This is a genomic window from Flavobacterium sedimenticola (assembly GCF_030053345.1).
GTDB lineage: Bacteria > Bacteroidota > Bacteroidia > Flavobacteriales > Flavobacteriaceae > Flavobacterium > Flavobacterium sedimenticola.
On record NZ_JASGBP010000001.1, the window covers coordinates 757,383 to 781,425 of the forward strand.

The 24,043-nt window shown below is 41.4% G+C and carries 23 protein-coding genes and 1 tRNA gene; 13 read left to right on the forward strand and 11 right to left on the reverse strand.

Going from position 1 to position 24,043, the window contains the following annotated elements:
• The first annotated feature begins 60 nt into the window (after positions 1-60).
• Both QHT84_RS03460 and ruvC read left to right on the forward strand, forming a co-directional pair.
• On the forward strand, positions 61-3,321 hold the full coding sequence (locus QHT84_RS03460) for a zinc-dependent metalloprotease (RefSeq protein ID WP_283238141.1): 3,261 nt from the start codon (positions 61-63) through the stop codon (positions 3,319-3,321).
• A 99-nt stretch (positions 3,322-3,420) separates the two neighbouring features.
• Positions 3,421-3,975: a crossover junction endodeoxyribonuclease RuvC gene (ruvC, locus tag QHT84_RS03465; protein WP_283238142.1), complete on the forward strand. Its 555-nt coding sequence runs from the start codon at positions 3,421-3,423 to the stop codon at positions 3,973-3,975.
• Between the two features lie 41 nt (positions 3,976-4,016).
• Here ruvC and QHT84_RS03470 read toward each other — a convergent pair whose 3' ends face one another.
• The gene (locus QHT84_RS03470) at positions 4,017-4,544 is read right to left on the reverse strand and encodes a DUF6252 family protein (RefSeq protein ID WP_283238143.1); all 528 of its coding nucleotides are present in this window, start codon (positions 4,542-4,544) and stop codon (positions 4,017-4,019) included.
• Positions 4,545-4,651: 107 nt separating this feature from the next.
• Between QHT84_RS03470 and QHT84_RS03475 the strand changes: the two genes are divergently transcribed.
• The 7 genes from QHT84_RS03475 (at position 4,652) to QHT84_RS03505 (ending at position 9,426) form a co-directional block, all read left to right on the forward strand.
• Positions 4,652-5,524, forward strand: a complete 873-nt coding sequence (locus QHT84_RS03475; protein ID WP_283238144.1) for a hypothetical protein — start codon at positions 4,652-4,654, stop codon at positions 5,522-5,524.
• Between the two features lie 43 nt (positions 5,525-5,567).
• Positions 5,568-6,701 carry a radical SAM family heme chaperone HemW gene (hemW, locus tag QHT84_RS03480; protein WP_283238145.1) on the forward strand — a complete coding sequence of 378 codons (1,134 nt, stop codon included), beginning with the start codon at positions 5,568-5,570 and terminating at the stop codon, positions 6,699-6,701.
• Positions 6,702-6,792: 91 nt separating this feature from the next.
• Positions 6,793-7,545: a cyclase family protein gene (locus tag QHT84_RS03485; RefSeq protein WP_283238146.1), complete on the forward strand. Its 753-nt coding sequence runs from the start codon at positions 6,793-6,795 to the stop codon at positions 7,543-7,545.
• A complete protein-coding gene (locus tag QHT84_RS03490) occupies positions 7,542-7,943 on the forward strand; it encodes a GNAT family N-acetyltransferase (protein ID WP_283238147.1) in 402 nt (133 codons plus the stop codon). Before QHT84_RS03485 ends, QHT84_RS03490 begins: the two co-directional genes overlap by 4 nt.
• Positions 7,940-8,302, forward strand: coding sequence for a DUF4260 domain-containing protein (locus tag QHT84_RS03495; RefSeq protein WP_283238148.1), 363 nt, complete (start codon positions 7,940-7,942; stop codon positions 8,300-8,302). The genes QHT84_RS03490 and QHT84_RS03495 overlap by 4 nt, the downstream gene beginning before the upstream one ends.
• Entirely contained in the window at positions 8,299-8,670 is a 372-nt protein-coding gene (locus QHT84_RS03500) for an MmcQ/YjbR family DNA-binding protein (RefSeq protein ID WP_283238149.1), read from the forward strand. The genes QHT84_RS03495 and QHT84_RS03500 overlap by 4 nt, the downstream gene beginning before the upstream one ends.
• A gap of 45 nt (positions 8,671-8,715) precedes the next feature.
• The gene (locus tag QHT84_RS03505) at positions 8,716-9,426 is read left to right on the forward strand and encodes a PH domain-containing protein (RefSeq protein ID WP_283238150.1); all 711 of its coding nucleotides are present in this window, start codon (positions 8,716-8,718) and stop codon (positions 9,424-9,426) included.
• Between the two features lie 84 nt (positions 9,427-9,510).
• On the opposite strand, the gene QHT84_RS03510 is transcribed toward QHT84_RS03505, so the two are convergent.
• The 3 genes from QHT84_RS03510 to QHT84_RS03520 form a co-directional block, all read right to left on the reverse strand.
• Positions 9,511-10,611 carry a DUF4407 domain-containing protein gene (locus tag QHT84_RS03510; RefSeq protein ID WP_283238151.1) on the reverse strand — a complete coding sequence of 367 codons (1,101 nt, stop codon included), beginning with the start codon at positions 10,609-10,611 and terminating at the stop codon, positions 9,511-9,513.
• A gap of 115 nt (positions 10,612-10,726) precedes the next feature.
• Positions 10,727-11,173 carry a toxin-antitoxin system YwqK family antitoxin gene (locus QHT84_RS03515; RefSeq protein ID WP_283238152.1) on the reverse strand — a complete coding sequence of 149 codons (447 nt, stop codon included), beginning with the start codon at positions 11,171-11,173 and terminating at the stop codon, positions 10,727-10,729.
• A gap of 47 nt (positions 11,174-11,220) precedes the next feature.
• Positions 11,221-12,609 (reverse strand): dipeptidase, encoded by a 1,389-nt coding sequence (locus tag QHT84_RS03520; RefSeq protein ID WP_283238153.1) that lies wholly within the window; start codon positions 12,607-12,609, stop codon positions 11,221-11,223.
• A 106-nt stretch (positions 12,610-12,715) separates the two neighbouring features.
• Between QHT84_RS03520 and QHT84_RS03525 the strand changes: the two genes are divergently transcribed.
• The 3 genes from QHT84_RS03525 to QHT84_RS03535 all read left to right on the forward strand — a co-directional run bounded on the left by QHT84_RS03525 (position 12,716) and on the right by QHT84_RS03535 (position 14,592).
• A tRNA-Leu gene (locus QHT84_RS03525) sits at positions 12,716-12,797 on the forward strand.
• Positions 12,798-13,040: 243 nt separating this feature from the next.
• Entirely contained in the window at positions 13,041-13,640 is a 600-nt protein-coding gene (locus QHT84_RS03530) for a DUF6705 family protein (RefSeq protein ID WP_283238154.1), read from the forward strand.
• 187 nt (positions 13,641-13,827) lie between these two features.
• On the forward strand, positions 13,828-14,592 hold the full coding sequence (locus QHT84_RS03535; RefSeq protein ID WP_283238155.1) for a hypothetical protein: 765 nt from the start codon (positions 13,828-13,830) through the stop codon (positions 14,590-14,592).
• 32 nt (positions 14,593-14,624) lie between these two features.
• Here the strand turns inward: QHT84_RS03535 and QHT84_RS03540 are convergent, their stop codons facing one another.
• The 6 genes from QHT84_RS03540 to QHT84_RS03565 all read right to left on the reverse strand — a co-directional run bounded on the left by QHT84_RS03540 (position 14,625) and on the right by QHT84_RS03565 (position 20,913).
• Positions 14,625-16,391 (reverse strand): DUF885 domain-containing protein, encoded by a 1,767-nt coding sequence (locus QHT84_RS03540; protein ID WP_283238156.1) that lies wholly within the window; start codon positions 16,389-16,391, stop codon positions 14,625-14,627.
• Between the two features lie 67 nt (positions 16,392-16,458).
• A complete protein-coding gene (locus tag QHT84_RS03545) occupies positions 16,459-16,821 on the reverse strand; it encodes a nuclear transport factor 2 family protein (protein ID WP_283238157.1) in 363 nt (120 codons plus the stop codon).
• A gap of 49 nt (positions 16,822-16,870) precedes the next feature.
• On the reverse strand, positions 16,871-17,776 hold the full coding sequence (locus QHT84_RS03550; protein ID WP_283238158.1) for a pseudouridine synthase: 906 nt from the start codon (positions 17,774-17,776) through the stop codon (positions 16,871-16,873).
• A 135-nt stretch (positions 17,777-17,911) separates the two neighbouring features.
• Complete coding sequence (locus tag QHT84_RS03555) at positions 17,912-18,841, reverse strand: geranylgeranylglycerol-phosphate geranylgeranyltransferase (RefSeq protein WP_283238159.1); 930 nt, start codon at positions 18,839-18,841, stop codon at positions 17,912-17,914.
• A gap of 10 nt (positions 18,842-18,851) precedes the next feature.
• Entirely contained in the window at positions 18,852-19,790 is a 939-nt protein-coding gene (locus QHT84_RS03560) for a mevalonate kinase family protein (protein ID WP_283238160.1), read from the reverse strand.
• A gap of 4 nt (positions 19,791-19,794) precedes the next feature.
• The gene (locus QHT84_RS03565) at positions 19,795-20,913 is read right to left on the reverse strand and encodes a diphosphomevalonate/mevalonate 3,5-bisphosphate decarboxylase family protein (protein WP_283238161.1); all 1,119 of its coding nucleotides are present in this window, start codon (positions 20,911-20,913) and stop codon (positions 19,795-19,797) included.
• Positions 20,914-21,026: 113 nt separating this feature from the next.
• On the opposite strand from QHT84_RS03565, the gene QHT84_RS03570 reads away from it, so the two are divergent.
• Positions 21,027-21,503: a TspO/MBR family protein gene (locus QHT84_RS03570; RefSeq protein WP_283238162.1), complete on the forward strand. Its 477-nt coding sequence runs from the start codon at positions 21,027-21,029 to the stop codon at positions 21,501-21,503.
• A 42-nt stretch (positions 21,504-21,545) separates the two neighbouring features.
• On the opposite strand, the gene QHT84_RS03575 is transcribed toward QHT84_RS03570, so the two are convergent.
• The gene (locus QHT84_RS03575; RefSeq protein WP_283238163.1) at positions 21,546-24,020 is read right to left on the reverse strand and encodes a DUF7619 domain-containing protein; all 2,475 of its coding nucleotides are present in this window, start codon (positions 24,018-24,020) and stop codon (positions 21,546-21,548) included.
• Positions 24,021-24,043: the final 23 nt, after the last annotated feature.

Below are 24,043 nucleotides of genomic sequence, written 5' to 3' on the forward strand. Positions count from 1 at the left end.
CTTTATTTGAATTATTCTATAAAAACTAACTAAACTACATCCAAAAACTCAAAAGTATCCATGAAAAAAAGTACCTTATTATTTTTCTTTTTGCTCAGCGTTACGGTTTTCGCGCAACACGCAACATGGGAAAAAGTAACAGCACAAAATCTGGTGCCGTTAAAACAAGTGCAACGCACTACTTTTCCAACGGCATTTTCTCTTTTTACGACCAATGTAGCGTCATTAAAATCGGCTTTGCAATCGGCACCGAATCGTTTGACAGCGAAACATTCGGCCACCATCATCACGGTGCCGAATGCCACTGGTGGGACGGAACGATTTCAAATGTTTGAATTTTCCAATTTTGCGCCCGAATTGCAAGCGCAATTTCCGAATATCAGATCGTATATCGGTGTTGGTATAGACGATAAAAAAGCGCAAATCCGAATGAGTTCGGACGATTCCGGCATACAAGCCATGATTTTTCGTACCGATAAGCGAAATGAATTTATTGAGCCGTATACCGAAGGTGGTGCTGTGTATGCGGTTTATGAATCGAGCAGAGTAAGAGGCGAGTTGCCTTTTCATTGTACCACTGAAGATGCTTCTATAGCACACAGTTTGCAAAGACAAACATCGCCGTCTCCTATGTCAAGTTCGGGAGAATTGTTATTGTTCCGATTAGCATTGTCTTGTAACGGGGAATATACCGCTTATTTCGGCGGTACTGTAGCCGGTGCATTGGCAGCAATGAACGCTACCATGACACGTGTTAACGGCGTTTTTGAAAAAGATTTGGCCATTCACATGAATATTATTGCCAACAATTCGGCTGTCATTTACACCAATGCTGCAACCGACCCCTATACGACTATGGGGAACTGGAATAACCAATTGCAAACTACCTTAACCAATGTAATCGGAGAAGCAAATTACGATGTAGGTCATATGTTCGGTTCTACCGGCGGTGGCGGAAATGCCGGTTGTATCGGTTGCGTTTGCGTTGATGGCATTAAGGGAAGAGGAATTACGTCTCCGGCCGATGGTGTCCCTATGGGAGACACTTTTGATATCGATTATGTGGCACACGAATTAGGCCATCAGTTTGGCGGAAACCATACGTTTTCCAATAACGTTGAAGGTTCCGGGGTTAATGTAGAGCCGGGTTCCGGTTCAACTATCATGGGATATGCCGGAATTACAGCACAAGATGTGCAACCTAATTCCGATGATTATTTTGTGTATGCTTCCATCAAGCAAATTCAGGATAACATGGTCAATAAAACCTGTCCGACCCGTGTTACATTAACCAATGTTGCTCCTGTGGTGGATGCAGGTTTGGATTATACCATCCCTAGGAGTACTCCGTTTGTATTGACAGGGATAGCTTCCGATGCTAATGGTGACGAATTGACCTACTGTTGGGAACAAAACGATAGCGCTACGACACAAACCGGTACAGCCAGTGCGGCTTCTGCCACTAAAACCGGCGGACCGAACTGGCGTTCTTACGATCCGGTATCTTCGGCTTCCCGTTACTTTCCGCCTTTGGCTCGAGTGGTAGCGAACCAATCCACTACACAAGGAACGGACATCATTGTTGAGGCATTGAGTTCTGTGGCCAGAACCTTAAATTTTGTGTTAACGGTAAGAGATAATTTTGCCGGTGCGGGTCAAACCAATTCCGATGCGATGCGCGTTACGGTAAACGGCACCGCCGGACCATTTTTGGTTTCAGTTCCTAACACAGCAGTGAGCTGGACAGTAGGAACCAATCAAACGGTAACTTGGGCTGTGGCCGGAACAACAGCAAACGGTGTAAACGCACAATATGTGGATATCTTCCTTTCTACGGATGGCGGATTCACCTATCCGATTCAATTAGCGAGTAAAGTGCCTAATGATGGTTCGGAAACGATTACAGTGCCGAATAATGTGGGGACAACCAACCGCATTATGGTAAAAGGATACAAGCATATTTTCTACGATATCTCAAATACAAACTTTTCCATCGTAGCGCCAACCTCGGATTTTGCCGTGGCTTTCAATGGTGTGGCTGAGGAGCAAAACAAGCAAATTTGTACCGGTAATACTGTTACTTACACAATTCCGTATACAACCTATGGCGGATTTTCGGGAACTACTTCTTTTACTGTCAGTGGTCAACCGGCAGGAGCTACGGCAACCGTTACACCCAATCCCCTAACGGCCGATGGAAATGCCACATTAACCATCAGTAATACCGGTGCCGAAACGCCCGGCTTTTACAGCATGACGGTAACGGCAACTTCGGGTGCCGTGTCTAAAACGGTACCGTTTTATTTGGAGTTATTCAATTCCAATTTCCCTGCGCAGAACTTAACGTATCCGGCTCATTTACAAACCGGAATTCCAACTACTGTGACCTTGACATGGCCGGCCAACGCCAACGCCACGATGTATGAGGTACAAGTAGCTACAGATGATAATTTCAACAACATAGTAGCTTCGGGTACGGTAACGACCAATTCGTTCAATGTAACCGGATTGGCTGATGCCACTCAATATGTGTGGCGCGTGTTGCCTAAAAATAATGCGTGTGTAGGGGCCTTTAGTACGGCTAATTTGTTTAAAACCGGATTGCCCGATTGCAGCGTTTTTAATTCAACCAATGTGCCGATTACTATTCCGACCACGGCGAATGTGACGGTGAATTCAACGTTGAGTGTGGCCTCTACCAACATCATTTCGGATGTTAATGTAACGATGAACATTTCACATACTTGGGTAAACGATATGACGATTACGCTAATTAGTCCGGCCGGTACCCAAGTACAATTGGTCGCACAGCCCTGTGTGAGTGATGATTTACTCAATGTAGATGCTACCTTTGACGACTCCGGTATTCCGTTAGTTTGTGAAGTGAACCCCGCTATTACCGGAACGATTCGACCGTTACAATCATTAACGGCATTCAACGGACAAGCCATGAACGGTACCTGGACACTGAGAGTTTTAGATTCGTATAACCAAGACGGAGGTTCCATTAACAGTTGGAGTTTGGAATTGTGTAGTACGGTTCCGGTGCCATTGAGCGTGGAGCAAAATACCATTCAAGATTTTGCCATCTATCCCAATCCGAATAACGGAAACTTTACGGTTCAATTCAACTCTACTTCTGCGGAAGCCATTCAATTAGCTGTTTTCGATATCAGAGGAAGACAGATTTTTACCAACAATTACAGCAATAACGGAATGTTTAATGAAACCATTCAATTGAATAATTTACAGTCCGGCGTTTATTTGGTAAAAGTAAAAGACGGTAAAAATGAATTGACTAAAAAATTCATCGTGCAATAAGAAATAAAACAAGTGCAAGAAAAGGTCGTTTTTTAAACGGCCTTTTTTTTATGGAATCCATATTTGTTTGCTATTTTTACCAAAGTAAAAAAGCGCACTTTGGCCCACGAACGCATCATATTAGGCATTGATCCCGGAACTACCATCATGGGTTTCGGATTGATTAAGGTTGTCAACAAAAAAATGGAGTTCATCCAGTTGAATGAACTTATTTTGAGTAAATACGATGATCATTATACCAAGCTCAAAGTCATTTTTGAGCGCACGATTGAACTCATCGAAACGCATCATCCTGATGAGATTGCCATTGAAGCTCCCTTTTTCGGGAAAAATGTCCAATCGATGTTAAAGTTAGGAAGAGCGCAGGGCGTGGCTATGGCGGCCGGTTTGTCGCGTCAAATTCCGATTGTCGAATACGAACCCAAAAAAATCAAAATGGCCATCACCGGCAACGGAAACGCCAGCAAAGAGCAAGTAGCCAAAATGCTGCAGCAACTTTTAGGCTTAAAAGAATTGCCCAAAAATCTGGATTCCACCGATGGATTAGCGGCAGCGGTTTGTCATTTCTTTAATTCCGGAAAAGTTACTGCGGGAAAGAGCTACACCGGTTGGGAAGCTTTTGTCAAACAAAATGAAGACCGTGTAAAAAAATAAAAGCCGAACGTTTAGTTCGGCTTCTTTTTTTGTCAGGATTATTAATCTTGGTATTTGTATCGGAAGGTACCGTTGGTTACATTGAAATTCACCGGACCCATTGGATCCAATTCATTAACCGTATAGAACTCAAAAGTTCCTTTTACAATTTTAGTGCTGGTGTTGACTTCCGTAATCACAATAGTTCCGTTTTTAGTGTGCTCTGAGACATCGTTGGCATTGTCAATCAAATCAATAAAATGCGATGGTGGCGTGCTAAAAGTTTCCTGTCCGATAGTGTAAGTACCGACAGCAATATCACTTCTTTTCAGCCAAAGATTGATTTCGGGATTACCCCATACGCCTCCTTGTCTGCCTTGCAGTAAAACATAGTCTTCTAACGGGAAATAATCCCAGATATTAGTGTCCGAAAACAGGTTAGTTCCAAACGGATTATTGGCTTCAAAGGTCACTCCGTTGATTTTTGCGGTCATCGCAAATTGAGAGGAATTCGAATCACTGTTGCTGTCTGAGGAACAGGAAAATAGTGTTAAGGATAACACTAAAAATAAAGCAGAAATTTTTTTCATAAAAGTTGGTTATAGTTTTTGCGAATATATAAGAATAAATTTAACTTCTTAAAAAATAAAAATGTAAAAAAGAATATATTTGTAAAACTAACCTTAAAAACTAATTTATGAAAAAAGCACATTCTCTGGTTTTATTATTCGTTTTAGCCGTTCTAACGGTTTCATGTTCATCCGATAGCGGCTCCGGAGGCGGAGGAGACAGTTTTACCTATGTTTACGATGGCAACAATGTTAATATTATTGATGTTACAGCGCAGAAAGTGGAAAATTCCCTAGTGGTTTCAGGAACTGCAGCCAATGGTCAGAGTATTGAGTTTAATTTTAACAAATTCGGGGATTTGGGAACGGTAAGCTCGTTTTCAGTTTCTGATTTTGATTTTCCGGATACCGAAACGTACCAAAATTTCAGTGGCCATTATTTTACGTTCAATTTGATTTCAATTGATGAAACCAACAAAAGAGTTCATGTGTCTTTCTCGGGAAATCTTTATGAAGAATTCGATAATTTAAACTCCAATTCTGTTCCGGTTAGCGGAGAGTTTGAAGTTACTTACATTGAAACACAGCCCAATGTAGCAGGCTTAGGTGTAGATTGTAAAATTGCCGGTGAAAATTGGTATTCTACCAATTCATATACTAACAACGGATACTCTATTGATGATTTTATTTTACGCGAATTAAGTGATGATGAGAACAGGATAAGTATAGGATTTGATGCTACCAATAACAATCCCGGAACGTATAATTTTACGGCGGCAAGCACCACCAATTTTGTAAAACTGTCTAAGTTCAATACAGCCAGTGTTGATTTTACAGACTATAATTGCGCCGGAACTTTAACGGTAACAAATAAAACCAGTGCCGGTTTCATCGGATATATTATTGAAGGAACGTATTCCTTTACAGCTACCAATCCATCCAATCCGTCACAGGTCATTCAAGTGACCAACGGCAGATTTAAAACATTCTATTCCTGGTAATCAGTATTAGTTCTGTTTTTTTACAACTATATTTGCCAGACTTATGTCTGGCATTTATATTCATATCCCTTTTTGCAAACAAGCGTGTCACTATTGCGACTTCCACTTTTCGACTTCCCTAAAAAAGAAAGAGGAGATGGTTTTGGCTTTAGCAAAGGAAATAGCTTTGCGTAAAGACACGTTTAAAAACGAAGTGGTGGAAACCATTTATTTTGGCGGCGGAACGCCGAGTATTTTGCAAACGGCCGATTTGCGATTTTTGATTGATGCGGTTTTTCGCCATTACAACGTAATTGACAGGCCCGAAATTACTGTAGAAGCCAATCCCGATGATTTATCGGAAGCCCGAATCGTTGAGCTGTCTCAAAATAAAGTCAACCGCTTGAGCATTGGGATTCAATCGTTCTTTGAAGACGATTTGAAACTCATGAATCGGGCGCACAACGTTGCCGAGGCCAAGCAATGCCTGCAAATGGCCACGAAATACTTTGATAATATTTCGATTGACCTGATTTACGGCATGCCCAATATGAGTAGCGAAAAATGGCTCCAAAATATCGAAACCGCCTTGTCATACAACATTCCGCATATTTCGAGTTATGCGCTTACCGTAGAACCCAAAACGGCATTGCATACTTTTATTCAAAAAGAACTCATTCCGCCACTCGATGACGATTTGGCGCAAGCCCATTTTCACTTGCTGGTGGAGACTTTGGAAAACAACGATTTTATACATTACGAGTTGTCTAACTTTGGGAAAGAAGGCTATTTTTCCAAAAATAATTCGAGTTATTGGTTGGGCAAAAAATACATCGGCATTGGTCCGTCGGCGCACAGTTATGACGGTCAAAAGCGAGGTTGGAATGTGGCTAACAATGCCCTTTATTTAAAAGCGTTGGCCGAAAACAAAGTGCCGATGGAAACCGAGAGGTTAACCAAAACGGACCGCTACAACGAGTACATTATGACCGGTTTGCGTACTATTTGGGGCGTTTCTTTAGACCGGATTGCCGCCGAATTCGGGAAGACCTATTTGGACTATCTCCATCAACAAGCGGCCAAATATATCGAAGACCATTTGCTTTTTATCGACGACAATACCCTCAGAACTACCCAAAGAGGGAAGTTTTTGAGCGACGGAATTGCGAGTGATTTGTTTTTGCTAAATTTGGAATGATTTTCAACATTAAGAAGTCAGGTTAAATAAAGGCTTTCTAAAGTCTAAACTAATCTTAGTGTCCATTTCTTAACTCCTTAACGGTTATATTTTGAAAGCAATTATTGACCACCAATATCCTATCGATTTATCAAAACCCATTGATATTTCCATTCCTTTGTCGAATACCGAAGCCAATCCGATTGCGTGGTACATCGAAAAACCGGTGATTGAGCCGGTGCGTTTTGGCGAATGGGTGGGCAAAGTTTCCGAAGGAAGTTCGACGAATTTCAACAATATTTTTTTCAATCCGCACGGACACGGCACGCACACCGAATGCCTCGGTCATATTACAAAAGCCTTTTACAGTATTAATCAGTGCTTGAAGCAATTCTTCTTCATCGCCGAATTGATTACGGTAACTCCCGAAAAAGTAGCGGACGATTGGATTATTACCAAATTTCAACTAGCTACAGCATTGAACGGAAGAACGCCCCAAGCAGTAGTCATTCGAACATTGCCGAATGACATCATCAAAACACAGCAAAAGTATTCGCATACCAATCCGCCCTATTTATCTGAAGATGCAGCCATTTTTATCCGCGAAAGTGGAATCAAACATTTACTGATTGATTTGCCGAGTGTAGACAGGGAAGAAGACGGAGGGAAATTAGCAGCACACAAAGCTTTTTGGAATGTAAAAGATGTGAACCTCCTCAATGCCGACGCACGATTGGATTGCACCATAACCGAAATGATTTATGTGGGTAATGAAGTGCCGGACGGCAACTATCTTTTGAATTTGCAAATCGCTTCGTTTGAAAACGATGCCTCGCCATCCAAACCTATTCTATACGCCTTATGATTGAAGTTTCTACCGATAAAAGTAAGTTGGATGTGCCGTTTGTCCAAAACTTTTTAAAAGACATTTATTGGGCTGCCGGCAGAACCATCGAAGAAGTGCAAACCACCATTGATGCTTCGGTTTGTTTCGGAATTTATCTGAATGAAAAGCAAATTGGTTTTGCCAGAGTCATTACCGACTATGTGGTGTTTGCGTATGTGATGGATGTTTTCATCGATGAAAATCATCGGGGCAAAGGGTATGCTTCTGTTTTGATTGATGCCATGATGCAAGAACCGCAACTACAAGAAGTCAAGATTTGGCGATTAGCCACTTCTGACGCCCATTTTTTATATGAAAAATTCGGATTTAAGGCCTTGGCGCATCCCGAAAAAATGATGGAAAAAGTAATCAAATGAAAACAACAATACAGTTAGAAGAGCTGGGATTATTTCTTTTCGGAATATTCCTTTTCAGCCAGTTGCATTTTGCCTGGTGGTGGTTTTTAGTTCTTATTTTAACGCCCGATTTCTCGATGATGGGGTATCTCTTTGGGAATAAAGTCGGAGCCGGATGTTATAATTTTTTTCATCATCGTGGTGTAGCCGTTTTGGTTTATGTAGCCGGATTGTATTTTTCAAACGAAACTATACAACTCATAGGGATTATACTTTTTGCACATGCTTCAATGGACCGAATGTTGGGTTACGGATTGAAATACGAAACCGGATTCAAGTTTACTCATTTGGGTGAAATAGGAAAAAATCAAAAACAATGAATATTCAGCAACTTTATGAATTCTGTCTCTCCCAAAAAGGAGTTACCGAACACTTTCCGTTTGATGAAGATACGTTGGTGTTTAAAGTCGGCGGTAAAATGTTTTGCCTGACTTCTTTGAAAGAATGGGAAAAAGGTTCGCCTTCACTCAATTTAAAAGGAAATCCCGAGCGAAATGAAGCACTGCGAGCCGAATACGATGCCGTCAATCCGGGTTATCACATGAGCAAAATTCATTGGAATACAGTCGCTTTTAACAGCGATGTTTCCGATACGATGATGCGTGAATTGATTCGGGATTCTTATGAATTGGTTTTCAAAAGTTTGACTAAAAAAATTCAATCCGAAATTCTTCAAAGTGAGAATTAGGCATTACTTTTGCAGAAAATTGGTGTCGAACAAAAACCATAAATCATGTTAGATAATTTAAAGAAGATACTCAACGAAGACCAAGATCCTAAAGCCATTGAGAAAATCACAGGCAAATTAAACAACTTGCTGATGACCAATGAAACCGTGGGCTATATTGCCGTGCAAAAGAAACCGGCCGTGACTATTTTCCCCGACAGTATTGTGGTAACCAACAAGCGTATCATTTTATGCAAACCCAAAAATCTGGGATTGTCGATGGAGTTTATCGATTACGATTGGGACGATATCGAAGCGAGTTTTGTAAAAGAAGGCATTTTGGGAGCCGATTTTACATTTTCCACCAAATCCGATTTGACCCATACGGTAGATTATTTGCCGAAAAATCAAGCCCGAAAATTATACACTTTTGCCAAGGAGCAGTTGGATTTACTCAAACATCCTAAAGCCGAAACAATAGTACAAGAACAACCTGAAACAGCTGAAGTTGTTGCGGAAGTACCGCTTACTCAAGTACCCGAAATCATTGAAGAAGTAGCTACAGAAGAAGTGACCGATTTTGCCGAGATTATTCCGGTAGCGCAATCGGGTTACCGCGACGAAAAACAATTTCCCGATGATAAATCGGGCTTAGCCGAATTATCACAAGACGAATTGTTTGAAAAATTACAGTCGTACAAAAAATTATTGGACAACGGACTCATTCTGCAAGGCGAATACGATGCGTTGAAGAAAGAGATTTTGAGTCATATGTAGTATAGGGAATTAGTAATAAAGGAAAAGGGAATCGTTAAAATGATGCTTAACGATTCCCTTTTTGCTTTTCTTTCAGGGTTGTTTTTACATTGACTTCTTTTGTTTGTCCACAAAACCATCGGCTTGTAACTTGAGCAATTCGATGGCGCCTTTTTTCTTGTATTGGTACAATTCCTTATCGTCGCGAATGTCGGCATATACTTTATCGTAAATTGCCGCATCGGTTTTTTGCTGTAAGTCGCTTTGGTAGCGGTTTTGGGCCAACACGTTTTTGATACCCATTTCGGCTTCTTCCTGTTTTAAATCGTATTCGCCTTTAGGCGATAGTAATTTGGCAAAAATCGGTGAGGTTTCGATAGCTAAAAACAACAGAATGATAAAGAACGAAGGTAACCAAGGCAATTTTCCCAACGCATTAATGCGCGCCATCAAACCATCGAAACGATCAATTACAGGTTGCGTCTCGGATACTTTTTTATCCAAATCGGCCTGCAGGGTTTGGGCTCTGCTTTCCTTTTCGGCTATAATTTTGGCATTGGTTGCTTTTAACGAATCGAGTTGTTGGACCGCCAAGTCATGAGCGGCGCGTTTTTCTTTATAAATCGGACCTTTTCCCATTTTTTTGGTGCCGGCGGTACCTTCAGCTTCGGTGATGTAGGAATTGTAAAGGGTCGCTACTTCTTTTTCTTTTTTGGTGATAGCCGATTTCAAGCTGTCGATTTCAGTCTTGTTTTTATCCACATCATTTTTGAAATAACGGGTCACCTGATTTTTATTGGCAATAGCCAATTCATTTTTTTCTTTCAATAAAACCGCTTCAATTTCTTTTTGAAAGATTTTGATTTCCAAAGGTTTTGATATCACAATGGCAATAATCACGGCCAAAATAATTCGCGGGGATGCCTGAATCAATTCGTCTGAAAAACGCTCCCTTTTTTTGATGGTCGAAACAATAAAACGGTCCAAATTGAAAATGAGTAATCCCCAAATCAAGCCAAAGAAAATAGCCGTGTAAAGGTTGTCAAAAACAGTGTACAGCGCGTAACTGCCTGCAATAAAAGCCATGACGGCGGTAAAGAAAACAGTGGCGCCGATACCGGCATATTTGTTTTGTTCTCCGTTAGAACACGAGTTCACAATATCACAGTCGACACCGGAGCAAAGAAGGAAGAAACGTTTGAGCATGATGATTGATTTTTACACCGAAACGAGTTCGGAAGATTTTGATTGATGATTTATACAAATATAACGCCAAAACGCGAAACTTTCGTTAAGGGGTTGATTTTTAACACTAAAGAATTTATGGATTGGAAATAACCTGGACTTCAGTCTCTGACAGCAACTCGCCTTTGTCGTATTTTTTGATGCCGATGACTTGACCTTTTGCATCGAAAAAAGTCCAATCACCCACAATATACCAATGGGTTCCGTCGGCCTCTTCTACCATGATAGATTGACCGGTGGATGAAATTCGTCCACGGTTGTCGAACGTTTTTATATTGCAAATGCCGTTTTGGTATTGTTCTGTTTTGACTAATTTTCGGTTTTCATAATACCGCCATGTTCGGGTTTCAATACTTTTTCGGTATCTCCCTTTGGATTTGTAGCGAATCCCGTTTACGGTGTCTTTGTATACCCATTTGCCTTCCCGATGATGGTTAATGGTTTTGTTAATTTTACAGCTCTGTAAAAGCATGACGAACAAAACAAGTATCCCGAAAATGAGTCGTTTTTGATTCATAAGCATAAAAAAATCCGTTTTACAATAAAACGGATTTTTTCAGATTTTAGTATTTAGCGGGATAGTTCCACAAAATATTTATAGAATAACGGTATCGTTTCTATCCCTTTCAAATAATTGAAAATGCCGAAATGTTCGTTAGGCGAGTGAATCGCATCGCTATCCAAGCCAAAGCCCATCAAGATGGTTTTGGATTTCAATTCTTTTTCAAACAAGGCTACAATCGGAATACTGCCACCCGAACGTACCGGAATTGCCTGAACGCCGAAAGTTTCGGTGTACGCTTTATTCGCTGCTTGGTAACCAATGCTGTCGATAGGCGTAACATACCCTTGACCGCCGTGATGCGGGGTAACTTTTACTTTTACCGCTTTGGGAGCGATGCTTTCAAAGTGTTTTTGGAATAATTCGGTGATTTCTTCCCAATCCTGATGTGGAACTAAACGCATCGAAATTTTAGCGTATGCTTTACTGGCGATAACGGTTTTCGCGCCTTCACCCGTGTAACCACCCCAAATACCGTTCACGTCTAAGGTTGGACGAATGGAGTTTCTTTCGTTAGTAGTGTAGCCGGTTTCACCATACACCTCTTCAATGTCTAATGCTTTTTTATACGCGTCTTCGCTGTAGGGACGCTTAGCCATCTCGGCTCTTTCGGTGGCCGATAATTCTTCTACTTTATCATAAAAACCGGGAATGGTTATATGGTTGTTTTCGTCGTGTAACGATGCAATCATTTTAGTCAACACATTAATCGGATTGGCTACCGCGCCGCCGTATAAACCGGAATGTAAATCGCGGTTCGGTCCGGTCACTTCTACTTCTACATAGCTCAAGCCGCGCAAACCTGTTGTGATAGACGGTTGTTGGTTGGAAATCATACCGGTATCGGAGATTAAAATCACATCACAGCTGAGTTTTTCTTGGTTTCTTTCTACAAACCAGCCCAAACTTTTAGAGCCGACTTCCTCTTCCCCTTCAATCATAAATTTGACGTTACATGGCAAACAGTTGTTGGCTATCATGTATTCGAAGGCTTTGACATGCATGTACATCTGGCCTTTGTCGTCGCAAGCACCACGGGCAAAAATAGCGCCCTCCGGATGGATTTCGGTAGTTTTGATCACGGGTTCAAATGGTGGTGATGTCCACAATTCCATCGGGTCCGGCGGTTGCACATCGTAATGGCCATACACCAAAACAGTGGGTAAGGTTTTGTCGATGATGTGCTCTCCAAAAACAATAGGATAACCGGGCGTTTCGCAGATTTCAACGAAATTGCAACCCGCTTTTTCCAAACTGGTCTTCACAGCTTCGGCCGTATTGATGACATCTTGAGCGTAAGCGCTGTCGGCACTTACCGATGGTATTTTTAAAAGTTCTATAAGTTCAGAAATGAATCGTTCTTTATTTTGTTGAACGTAATGTTTAATGGTGTCCATAGTATAATTTTGTTGTGCTTCAAAATTACTAAAAGACATTCAAAAAAATTTATAATTCATCATTTATAATTGATAATAATATTTATATTTGCACTCACAATTCTCCGCGGGTGTGGCGAAATTGGTAGACGTGCCAGACTTAGGATCTGGTGCCGCAAGGCGTGTAGGTTCGAGTCCTATCACCCGCACAGCAAGTCCAAACGAAAGTTTGGACTTTTTTTATGCTTTAAAATAGATTAATAATATGTTTACAGTTTGTTGTTTTTGAATGTTTTAGATTTTAAAAATTCGATTATTTTTATAGCAGGATAATGATTTGATTTAATAATCCTCTATTACAATGAAAGGGGAAAAGCTTATGTTGACTTCAGTATTGGTTGAGTTCTCACGTTAAATATAAAATCAACCCCTTGTAATTAAAAATATTGATTATGAAGACTACAATCAAATTATTATTTGTGTTACTATTAACGTCTAGTTGTAAAGCACAAACAATTGACATTTCCCAGCAAAATGGGGAAAATGCAACAGGAGTATATTACAAAGACATTCAGAACTTATTAAATACTTTTGAAGGAACCTATCTTTATTCTGAAGGGACAGCTTCTCTTAAAATAATTTTTCGTAAGCAGGTAATGTCATCGCCGGCAAATAACAGGTTTCGTGAAGATTTATTGGTTGGGGAATATCAATACATTGAAAACGGAATAGAAAAATCAAATACGCTTTCTAATTTAAATATTTTTCATTCAAACGGATGGAAGTATAGTATAGATGGAAATACTGTTTTAGTTCAAGGGGATCCTGGTTGTCAAGACTGTTTACCAAACGAGAAAGCACTGAGATTAGGGATTGTTGAAGAATCAACTAATAATTCTGGGTTTTTGATTGTAAGAAAGACTAATGTCGCTGGACAAGAGGCTATAGAAGTTAGAATTATTTGGGATGCATTAAAAACAGTGGGAGCTAATAATCCTGCTCCGATTGAACCTACTATACCGGGAGAACTTTTTGTTTTGCTGAAACAGTAAAATATAAAGCTTTAGTGTTTTGGCTGTATTCACAAGCACAAAAGCTCTAACGTTCGTTAGGGCTTTTTTATGCTTTACTATTGGTTAATAATATGTTTACAGTTTGTTGTTTTTGAAACTGTTAAATCTTGAAAATTCCTTTATTTTTACATCGTCAATGATAATTTGATGTAAATCTTTTATTCTAATGAAAGGGAAAAAGCTTATGATAACTGTGGTTTTGGCGATTATTGGTTTTGTTTTATTGGCATTATCCGGCTATTTGCTGTACAGAAACAACGCGAATTCCATGTCGGCCGAAAAGCAGAAACAATTAGAAGAAGCCATCAAGCAAATTGAAGTATTAAACGCCGAGATTGTAGAAAAAGATAAAATTGTCGATGAAGCCGAGCAAAAATTAAAAAGCCACAAGTTTGATGCTTTTACGCTGGCTCCGGGTCAAAACATTCCCATAGTTGAAATTGTGGATAACGATTTGAGTGAAAACAGCACGGTGGAAGAAGGCAACAAAAAGGTACACAAACTGATGTACCATCATCAAATTCGGTTTTCTTTAGTCAATGCCGGGAAGAGTGCCTTAAAGGATGTCATTTTTTCCATCAAGGACGATTACAACAAAGGCAAAGAGAAAATGAAAAATGCCAAAGCGGTTTCCAGTATCAATTATTTAGGCAAGAAAGTGGATGACAATGAAATGGGCGAATATGAAAACTTTGAAATCACGACACTCAATTTAAAATCTAAAAAGTTACTGTATACCAGTAATCTGCCCAGTAGTTTCGGCGTAGGAGATTATCAGTACCATATAGTGGTCGAATGGAGTCAAGGATTTTATCAAATGTTAATTAAAATTGATGAAGTGGACGGGAAGCTAAAATATACCTATGAGTTTTTTGATGTCAACGGTCATACTATCGATTTTAACAAGCTCGAAAGCAATATCACCAATTAAAAAAAGCCTATCCAAACGGATAGGCTTTTTGCTTAGTTTTCATCGGCAATCCAACGGTTTACTTTCTGTTCCAAAAGCGCTAACGGCATCACGCCCGATTCTAATACTTTTTGATGGAAGACTTTAATATCAAAGCGGTCTTTCATTTTTTCCTCGGCCTTTTTACGAAGTTCCAGTATTTTCAATTGACCTATTTTATACGATAACGCTTGCCCGGGAATTGCCATGTAGCGTTCTACTTCAGCGGTAATACTGGCTTCGCTTTCCGCTTCGTTTTCTAAGGAATATTGTATGGCTTGTTCGCGGGTCCATCCTTTGGCATGAATTCCGGTGTCGACTACCAAGCGAATGGCACGGTGCATTTCATTACCTAACATTCCGAAATATTGGTAAGGATCGGTATACAAGCCCAATTCTTTCCCCAAACTTTCGGTGTACAAAGCCCAGCCTTCGCCATAGGCGCCAAACCAGTTAAACTTTCTGAAATCGGGTAATTGTTCGTTTTCTTGTTGCAACGAAATTTGGAAATGATGTCCCGGAATGGCTTCGTGCAAAAACAAATCTTCATCGCCATACATATTGTACGCGGCAATATCGGGAATCGGAACGTAGAAAGTGCCCGGGCGGCTTCCGTCTGCCGAACCTTGTACGTATTCGGCACTCGCCGATTTTTCACGGAATGCTTCCGTGCGTTTGATTTGAAACGGTGTTTTAGGTTGTAACGAGAAGAACTTATTTACATTGGGTTCAATAATTTTGTGGATGCGCTCAAAGTTGGCAATCACTTCTTCCGGTTTTGTAAACGGCTTAAGTTTCGGATTGTTGCGCACATGGTCGAAAAATTCAATGATAGTGCCTTTGAAACCCACTTGGGATTTCACTTTCTCCATCTCGGCTTTAATACGTGCCACCTCTTGTAATCCTAATTGATGAATTTCTTCAGGGGTTTTATTGGTGGTGGTCCATTGTTTGACATACACTTTATACAATTCGTTACCGCCTTTAATACTGCCTATGCCGCTTGTCGTTCTTCCGGCCGGCAAGTATTCGTCTTTCAAAAAGGCAATCATTTTACGGAATTGCGGCGTGAGTTTTTGATTAATCAGATTGGCGTATGCTTCCGACAGTTCTTTCTTTTGCACAGCGCTGAAATCGGCCGGGAATTTTTTACAGGCCGAATAGTACAAATTGTCTTCCACTCTAGGCGTAATGATGTCTTCGAACTGCGGAATCACCTTTTCGGTTAATGCTTTCGGCAAGACTACTTTTTCCTGTATTCCCTTTTTCATGTACACAATAGCGGAATCAATCCAAATCGTGTACGTGTCCATTCTTTTCAGAAAATCGCGGTAGTCTTTTTCGGTTTTGAAGGGTTGTGAACTTTCGGCACTGGCAAATTGGCCCATGGTTAAATGGGTTCCCCAAAACTGATGAATGGGCGTCAGATTCGCATTTTGTTGCAGCAAATCTTTGCCTATAGTAATTTCCCAACGGATAATGTCATAGCTGTTTTTTTGCTCGTCAGTGAGCGAAGTCGTATCGATGGTAGCCAGCTCTTTTTCGTATTTGTCAAAAAAAACCGCCTGCTTTTTGCGATGAGAGTCGGTCATTTCAAAAACCAATTTATCATTAAATTGACTTTGGCCGTTTTGTGTCGCTTCCAGCGGATTAAAAGCATTTTTATCGTTAAAATAGTCTTGGGCAATTTGGTCGATGTTGCCGGTTTTTGGTTCCGATTTACAGCTGTACAACAACAGGGTTGCAGCGGCTACGATTACAAGAGAAACTATTTTTTTCATGAGCTATGGTTTAGGTAAAGTAAAACTATCGGTTTTTTTGCCATTGATTTGTTAACAGAATGATAAATTATCCGTGATACACTCTTGAAGCGATGATGGAACCGTCTTTAATTTCGAGGACTTCGGCCACTAACATATCGGGTTCGTTGGCTACTGTTCGGATGTATTCCATAAAAACCCGATCCGGATTGGCAGTGAGTGAAGTGACTTTGTAATGCAAGGTCGGCAATCGGTCGAAAGCGTCTTGCCACCAAGTGCGTAAGGCTTCTTTTCCGGTGACCAAACCGTTGGTTTCGGGTTGACGGATTTTGAGTTTCGGGCTGAAATGTTGTGCTTCGTCGTCATACAACGACAGGAGCTTTTCGAGGTTATGCGCGTTAAAAGCGTCAAACCAAAGGTGTGCAATTGCTAAGTTTTTTTCTGTTGCCATGGTGTTAGAAATAAAAAATCCCAAGGATTTGGGATTTTTGTAAAGGTACTTATATATTTTTCAAATTGATGATTTCCTGCTCGGTTAAGAAACGCCAATTGCCGCGAGGCAAATTCTTTTTGGTTAATCCGGCAAAAGCGACGCGGTCTATTTTGAGTACGTCGTATTTAAAACTTTCAAAGATGGCGCGTACTACTTTTACGTTAGGCGTGCGGAGCTTTAACCCGATTTCAGTTTTTGGTTCGCCATCGATATACGAGATTTCATCAATAAACAATCGGTGACCGTCGAGCGTTACACCGCCGGCAATTTTCTCCAAATCTTCAAACTTTAAGTTGCGGTCTAAAGACACCTGGTAAATTTTAAAAGACTTTTGATTGGGTAAACTGAACTTGCGAATCATATCGGTATCGTTGGTAAATACCAACAATCCGGTAGTGTTTTTATCCATACGGCCAATAGGCTGAATTTTGGCTTTGGTGGCGGCGCGTACTAATTCGAGTACATTGCGGTGATCGGCATCGTCTTCGTTAGACGTCGTGAAGTTTTTCGGTTTATTGAGTAAAATATACTCTTTGCGTTCGGGGGTTAACACCGTGCCGTCGAAGTTTACGACATCGCCCGGTTTTACTTTATAGCCCATTTCGGTAATCACTTCGCCGTTGACTTTTACATTCCCCGATTGGATGTAAATATCAGCATCGCGACGCGAGCAAACACCCGAATTGGAAATGTATTTGTTTAAACGAATATCGTCGGATTTCAACGGTTTCGGGATATTGTTAACCGGTTTACCAGTTTTTTGCGGTTTTTTGGCATCGCCTTCAGCCGCTAGAGTGGTGTTCTTTTTCGGTTTTTGCGAGCGTTTCGGCATCGGCGGCTTAGGCTTATTCGAATTAGGGCGCGCACTGTTTGGTCGCGAGCCGCCTCTTTTGTTGCCATCCTTCTTGTTCATACATTCTTAATTTAGGGCAAAGATACGGTTTTAATGGGAACAAAGCCACGGATTGTTGTTAGCCCCGACAGCAGCGATTACCGTGTAATGCGGATGGCGGGAATAGGGTGTAGCAATTGCCCGAACTATTCGCTCCTAACGGACCATGGTTTCTACTATTTTTTTGCCGTGGATGAGTACCGACGGATTGATGAGTACGATGCAGAAAACACCCGAAACGACCAGGAATTTCAAGATATTGTGGAGTTTGAGGTAATCGGGTTTGGTGGCCGATTGCCACAGTTTTTGCAAGAAGAAAATCAGCACAATCATGCTGATGTAGAAATAAATGTCCATGTAGCCTACTTCGAAAACTTCGACCAGGTAATAAATGGGCACGATGGTGGAAAAGGTGAGTAGTGTGATGATTTTTTTGGCAAAAGTTTCGCCATAGAGCACCGGTATGGTTTGGTAATCGTTGGCAATATCGCCTTTGAGGTTTTCTAAGTCTTTAATCATCTCTCGGATGAGAATGAGCAGGAATAAAAACGTAGCGTGTGCAAAAATTTGCGGGTATAAATTTTTATAGTACAGCAATATGGCAAAAAACGGCAGTACGGCCAGGAAGGCTGCGGTTAAGTTGCCGATAACGGTTATTTTTTTGAGTTTGTGCGAATAAAACCAAATGAGGAAAATATAGGCGGAGAAGAACAGTACGGCGCGCAGCGATACGAAAAAAGCCAATAGGAATACAATAAAATTGACGGAGAAATACACCTGCAATTTGGTTTTTTGGCTCACCAAGCGATCGAGCTGCGATTTGTTGGGCCGATTGATTAGGTCTTTTTTGCTGTCGTAAAAGTTATTGATAATGTAGCCCGAAGCGATGGTAAGCGAGGAAACCAGTACTATGATGAATAAGTTAAAATCGAGTAGCACCTCGAGTGCTCTTTTATTTTCGGGTGCCAGGATAAAGATAGCCGATAAGTATTGTGCCAATACAATAATGGGAATGTTATAGCCGCGCACCACAGAAAACATACTGACAATTTTCAGTAGGGTGTGCTTTGTTTTTCGGCTTAACATGAATGAGGCATTAAAACTGATAAACTACTTCGAGTTTATAGTCTTTGAGCGATGCTTTGGCTTTTTCCAAATCTTCGGTAAATCCGAGGATATAACCGCCGCCGCCCGAACCGCACAATTTTAAGTAGTAATCGTTGGTTTCGATGCCGCGTTGCCAAACGCCGTGAAATTGCTCGGGAATCATGGGTTTAAAATGATTGAGCACGACTTTGGACAACTGTTTGGTATTGGCAAAAAGCGATTTCATATCACCATGCAGAAAGTTCTCCACACAGGCATCGGTGTATTTCACGAATTGGTTTTTGAGCATTTTACGGAAGCCTTCCTCTTTGAGGTTTTCCATAAAAATTTGCACCATCGGTGCGGTTTCGCCTACGATACCGGAGTCGAGTAAAAAGACAGCACCTTTGCCGTTAGTGCTTTGAGAAGGAATGCCGGTTGCTTCGATGTTGTCTTTGGAATTGATGAGAATCGGGATGCTCAAATAGCTGTTGAGCGGATCGAGACCCGAACTTTTGCCGTGGAAAAACGATTCCATTTGGGCAAAGATATTTTTAAGTTGCAACAACTTTTCACGCGTCAGGTTTTCCAAAACGGTGATTTTATCGTTGGCATATTTGTCGTATACTGCCGCTACCAAGGCGCCGCTACTGCCTACGCCATAGCCTTGCGGAATACTGGAGTCGAAATACATGCCGCGGGCTACATCGGCTTGTAAAGCTTCCATATTAAAAGTGACCAACTCGGGTTGGTTGTTTTGCAACTCTTGTAAATAGGTTACAAAACGACGCAGACTGGCGTTGGATTTCAGCGCTTCTTCCGACGGGTTTTCGTCTACTTTGAGCGCGCCGTTGTAAAAGTTGTACGGGATGGATAAACCTTTGGAGTCTTTGATGATTCCGTATTCTCCAAAGAGAAGAATTTTTGAATAAAATAGGGGTCCTTTCATATTTTTATACGCTAAGGTTTATGGCTCCTTCGCCAATTTGATCACAAATATACTGACCATTTTGACAATAGCCAACTAATTCGTCCTGAATAAATTGCAAAACGGTTTCTCTAACGTTTTCGGGATATAAAACGTGTACATTGGCACCGGCATCCAAGGTAAAACAAACCGGAGTTTGGGTTTGAGTTCTGAATTGCCAAATTTTGTTGATGATTTCCAACGTATTGGGTTTCATCAGGATGAAATAAGGCAACGACGTCATCATCATGGCGTGCAGTGTTAAGGCTTCGCTTTCTACCAATTGGATGAACTCGGTTAAGTTGCCGTTTTCCAGCACTTTTTTGATGGTGCTTAGGTTGTTGTGCGCCTGTGCAAAGCGTTGTTCCGCAAACGGATGGTTGTGCATTAAGTTATGGCCTACCGTACTTGAAACGACTTTTTCTCCTTTGTCGACCAACAAAATCGTGTCTTGGTAGTTTTTGAAGTTGGCGTGTAGGCGCGTTGGTAATTCCACACCGTAAATATCTGAACTGCCGTCAATTTCCGCGTGATGGCCCCAAATCACGACTTTGCCTTTTACACTTCGGCAAGCACTGCCCGAACCTAAGCGAGCCAAAAAGGACGCTTTTTGGTAGAAGAAATCTTCGGTCATGTCGGGATACAATGCTTTTTCCAAACTCATGATGTTTATGGCCAATGCCGCCATACCTGAGGCGGAAGAGGCGATTCCGGAACTGTGCGGAAACGTATTTTGGGTAGCTATGGTAAAATGATAGTCTTTTAAATACGGACAATAGAGGGCAATTCGCTCCAAAAACTTTTGAATTTTAGGTTTGAACTCTTCTTTGGGTTGGCCTTCGAAAAGCAAGTCGAATGAAAAATTGTTGCGGTTTTCTTTTTTTTTGAAATCCAATAGGGTGATGGTTTTACAATGATCTAACGTAAAACTAATCGAAGGATTGGCCGGAATTTGTTCCGAGGTTATGGAGTTAATCCTATGAACATTTTCTTTTTTACCCCAATATTTTACTAAGGCGATGTTGCTGGGAGCGCTCCATTGAAAACTTCCGTTTTCGATTTCCGTAACGGTTGGTTTGGCAATAAAATCCTTTTCGGATAGCATAGATGAAAATTTAGTAATGTCGGGTGAAAAGGTATCCGACAAAGCAAAGATACTTTTTTTTTGGAAAAGATTTTCTTTTTGTTTAGTATATTTGACAAAAATTTAAACAAAATATGCAAAAGTTCTTAAGAATTGCCGTAGTTGTTTTTACTTGTTTAGCGGTTGGTTATTTATCGGGCATGGTAACCCGTGAAAGTATTGCAACTTGGTATCCCACTTTAGTGAAGCCGGTTTTTAACCCGCCGAATGCTGTTTTTGCTCCGGTTTGGACGGTACTTTATTTGATGATGGGTATAGCCGGTGGTATGATTTGGAATCGAATTGAAACCGAGGAAACTGCCGTGAAAAAGGCCTTTTTGTTTTTTATCACGCAATTGGCGTTAAATGCGCTATGGTCATTTCTTTTCTTTGGGATGCAAAATCCACTGTTGGCTTTGATTGAAATTGTGTTACTGTGGTTGCTGATATACGAAACCTATCATCAATTTCGAAAGATTGATAAAACAGCCGGTATGTTATTGATTCCGTATTTGGCCTGGGTCAGTTTTGCCACGGTGTTGAATGCTTCGATTTGGTGGCTGAATAGATAAAAAAAGCCCGACTTACAAGTCGGGCTTTTTGGTATCATTTGGCTATTGAATCATTAATTTTTTAAGGGTACCCGAATGGTTTTCGGTACTTATTTCCACCATGTAAAGGCCTCGTGACAAATCGGAAACATCTACGGTTACGTTGTTGGTGTTAGCCGTCACGGTTTTTACCACTTTTCCAACGACATCATAAAATGTAATTTTCTGAAGTGGTTCTGAAGTGTTGGCAAGTGCAATTTGGACTTGGTTATTAGCCGGGTTTGGATACATCACCAAGTTTCGATCATCAAAATCGGCAGTGCTCAATGCATTGATAAACTTAGTCGTAAAGGTATTGGTGACGATGGCCGGATTGGTATCGAAATAAATTGATGCGTTGTTCGGTATCAAATCACCCAATTGGAAGCCCGGATTTACTTTTACCTGAAACTGTACGTATCCGGTGCTGGCGGTTGCACTTACAATGGATGAGGGTAAATAGATGTTTCTGAATTCCCACACCAAATGATTGTCTACTTGCGTCATGGTGTAATTATGACTGGCGCTTACCATACGCACACTGGTTTCGTCCAATTGGGCATCCAGCAAGTCCTCAATGCGAATATCGATGGCACTGGCCGTTCCGTTGTTTTGGAATCGGATGGTATAGAACAAATAATCATTGGCGGTGAATTGGTTAATCGGAATCTTGTCGCCGTGTGCTTCCATCTTATCATTCGGATCCCATGAATTCACCACAATCTGGGAATTGGTACTGGTATTGTTGGCCAAATTGATATCTCCGGACGGAGCGGTAATGGAGGCGCTCGCTGTCAATAAGTCGTTGGCATTCACCGTAGGTACCGCAGGCACATTCATGGTTACAAAAATAGTTCGGGTTTCGTTGGGCGACAGATTGGTAAAGTTATACGTAAATCCGGCCGTATTGTTTGTGGTTCCGGTTTGGCTGACATTGGTTATTGTTATCGGAGTCGGTTTGGTAAAGGCCAACGTTCCGTTGGTGGCAGTTACGCCCGTATTTCTGTACGTAATTTTGTTCAGGTAAGTAAGACCCGGTCTTGGGGCTGTAACTCCGGTGACAACTACCGATACATCGTTGTAAGGTTGGGTCAAGGTTACCGGGAAATATAAGATTTGAGGCCCGCTTCCCACCGGAATATTGATGTTGCTGTAGGTGTTACCGGTTGCCGCATAGTAGGCTTGGTATTCCGGTAAAATTTGATAACTGATGTCATAGGTGTTCGTTGGTTCACTGTCGTAAATCGAAAATTGCCCTGAAGGAGAATAACCATCGATATTGGTACCCGAATCATTAACCTGGTAGATGAAATTCCCATGAGGGAATAGGTTTTCACCCACATCTCTAGTTCCGTTATTGTTACTATCGACAAAGGCCACTAAAACAATTTTATCGGCATCGGGGGCGCAAGTTACATTAGCAACCCAACCCGGTCTGTTTAAAGTTGGGTCACTTCTAAAGCGGAAAGTTAAACAGCCATCCGGACTTGTTGACGTAAACGGTCCCGGGATTGTAGTTCCCCAATAGCCTCCGGGTAAACCACCCGGAACATTTCCGGCTCCGTTACTGCTTGCAATTTGAGGGGCTGCAATAGAGCTTCCGTCAAAAACGTAGAGCGCATCCCAGTTGGCCTCAGTGTCAAAAGCCGAAAAAACAACGGTCACAATCTCTCCGGGATTAGCAGGACAAATGATGTAAACGTTATCAGAGCTGGCGGCATAATTAGCATTAGGCCCGCCATTATCAAAAAACTGCCCTCCACAACCCGGTGGTAGTGCAGTAGTACATGTTGATGCGGCCACCGACCAAGTACTCCAATCGGTTTCAGAGCAAAGCGCACGAACATATACATTGTAGCAAGTAGAAGGGAGTAAACCGGTGATAACAATTGGATTAACTGAAACGACTACGCCGGTGGAGTTGGCCGTAGGCTGCGGACTTCCCGCAGGAACGATGTAATATTCCCAAGCAGTAGCATTACTATTGTTTAGCCATCCCAAGACAAAACTTGTAGGTTCCACATTAGAAATAGTAAGCGCTGTAGGTTTCGGGCAAGTTGGCGGGATGCCGCAAGTAACATTCGCAATCCACCCCGATTGATTAATTGTTCCGTCACTTCGGAATCTAAAAGTTAAACAACCGTCTTGACTGGATGAGGTTAACGGCCCGGGAATTGTGGTTCCCCAAAAACCTCCGGCTAGTCCACCGGGTACATTTCCTGCAGGATTGGTACTGGTAATTTGTGGTGCCGCAATGGAGTTTCCGTCAAAGACGTACAAAGCATCCCAGTTTGCCTCAATACTAAAAGCCGTAAAAGTTACAGTTATCGCATCTCCCGAGCTGGAGGGACAGATTGTTTGTGTGAAATCGGTATTGTTGGCGTAATTGGCATTGGGACCACCGGGATCCGTAAAAGTATCCCCGCAAGTGGTTTGCGCCAATGTACTTGAGGCAAATGAAGATACTAAAATTAAAAAGAAGAGTAGTTGTTTTTTCATATGGGTTGGTTTTTGAACTATCA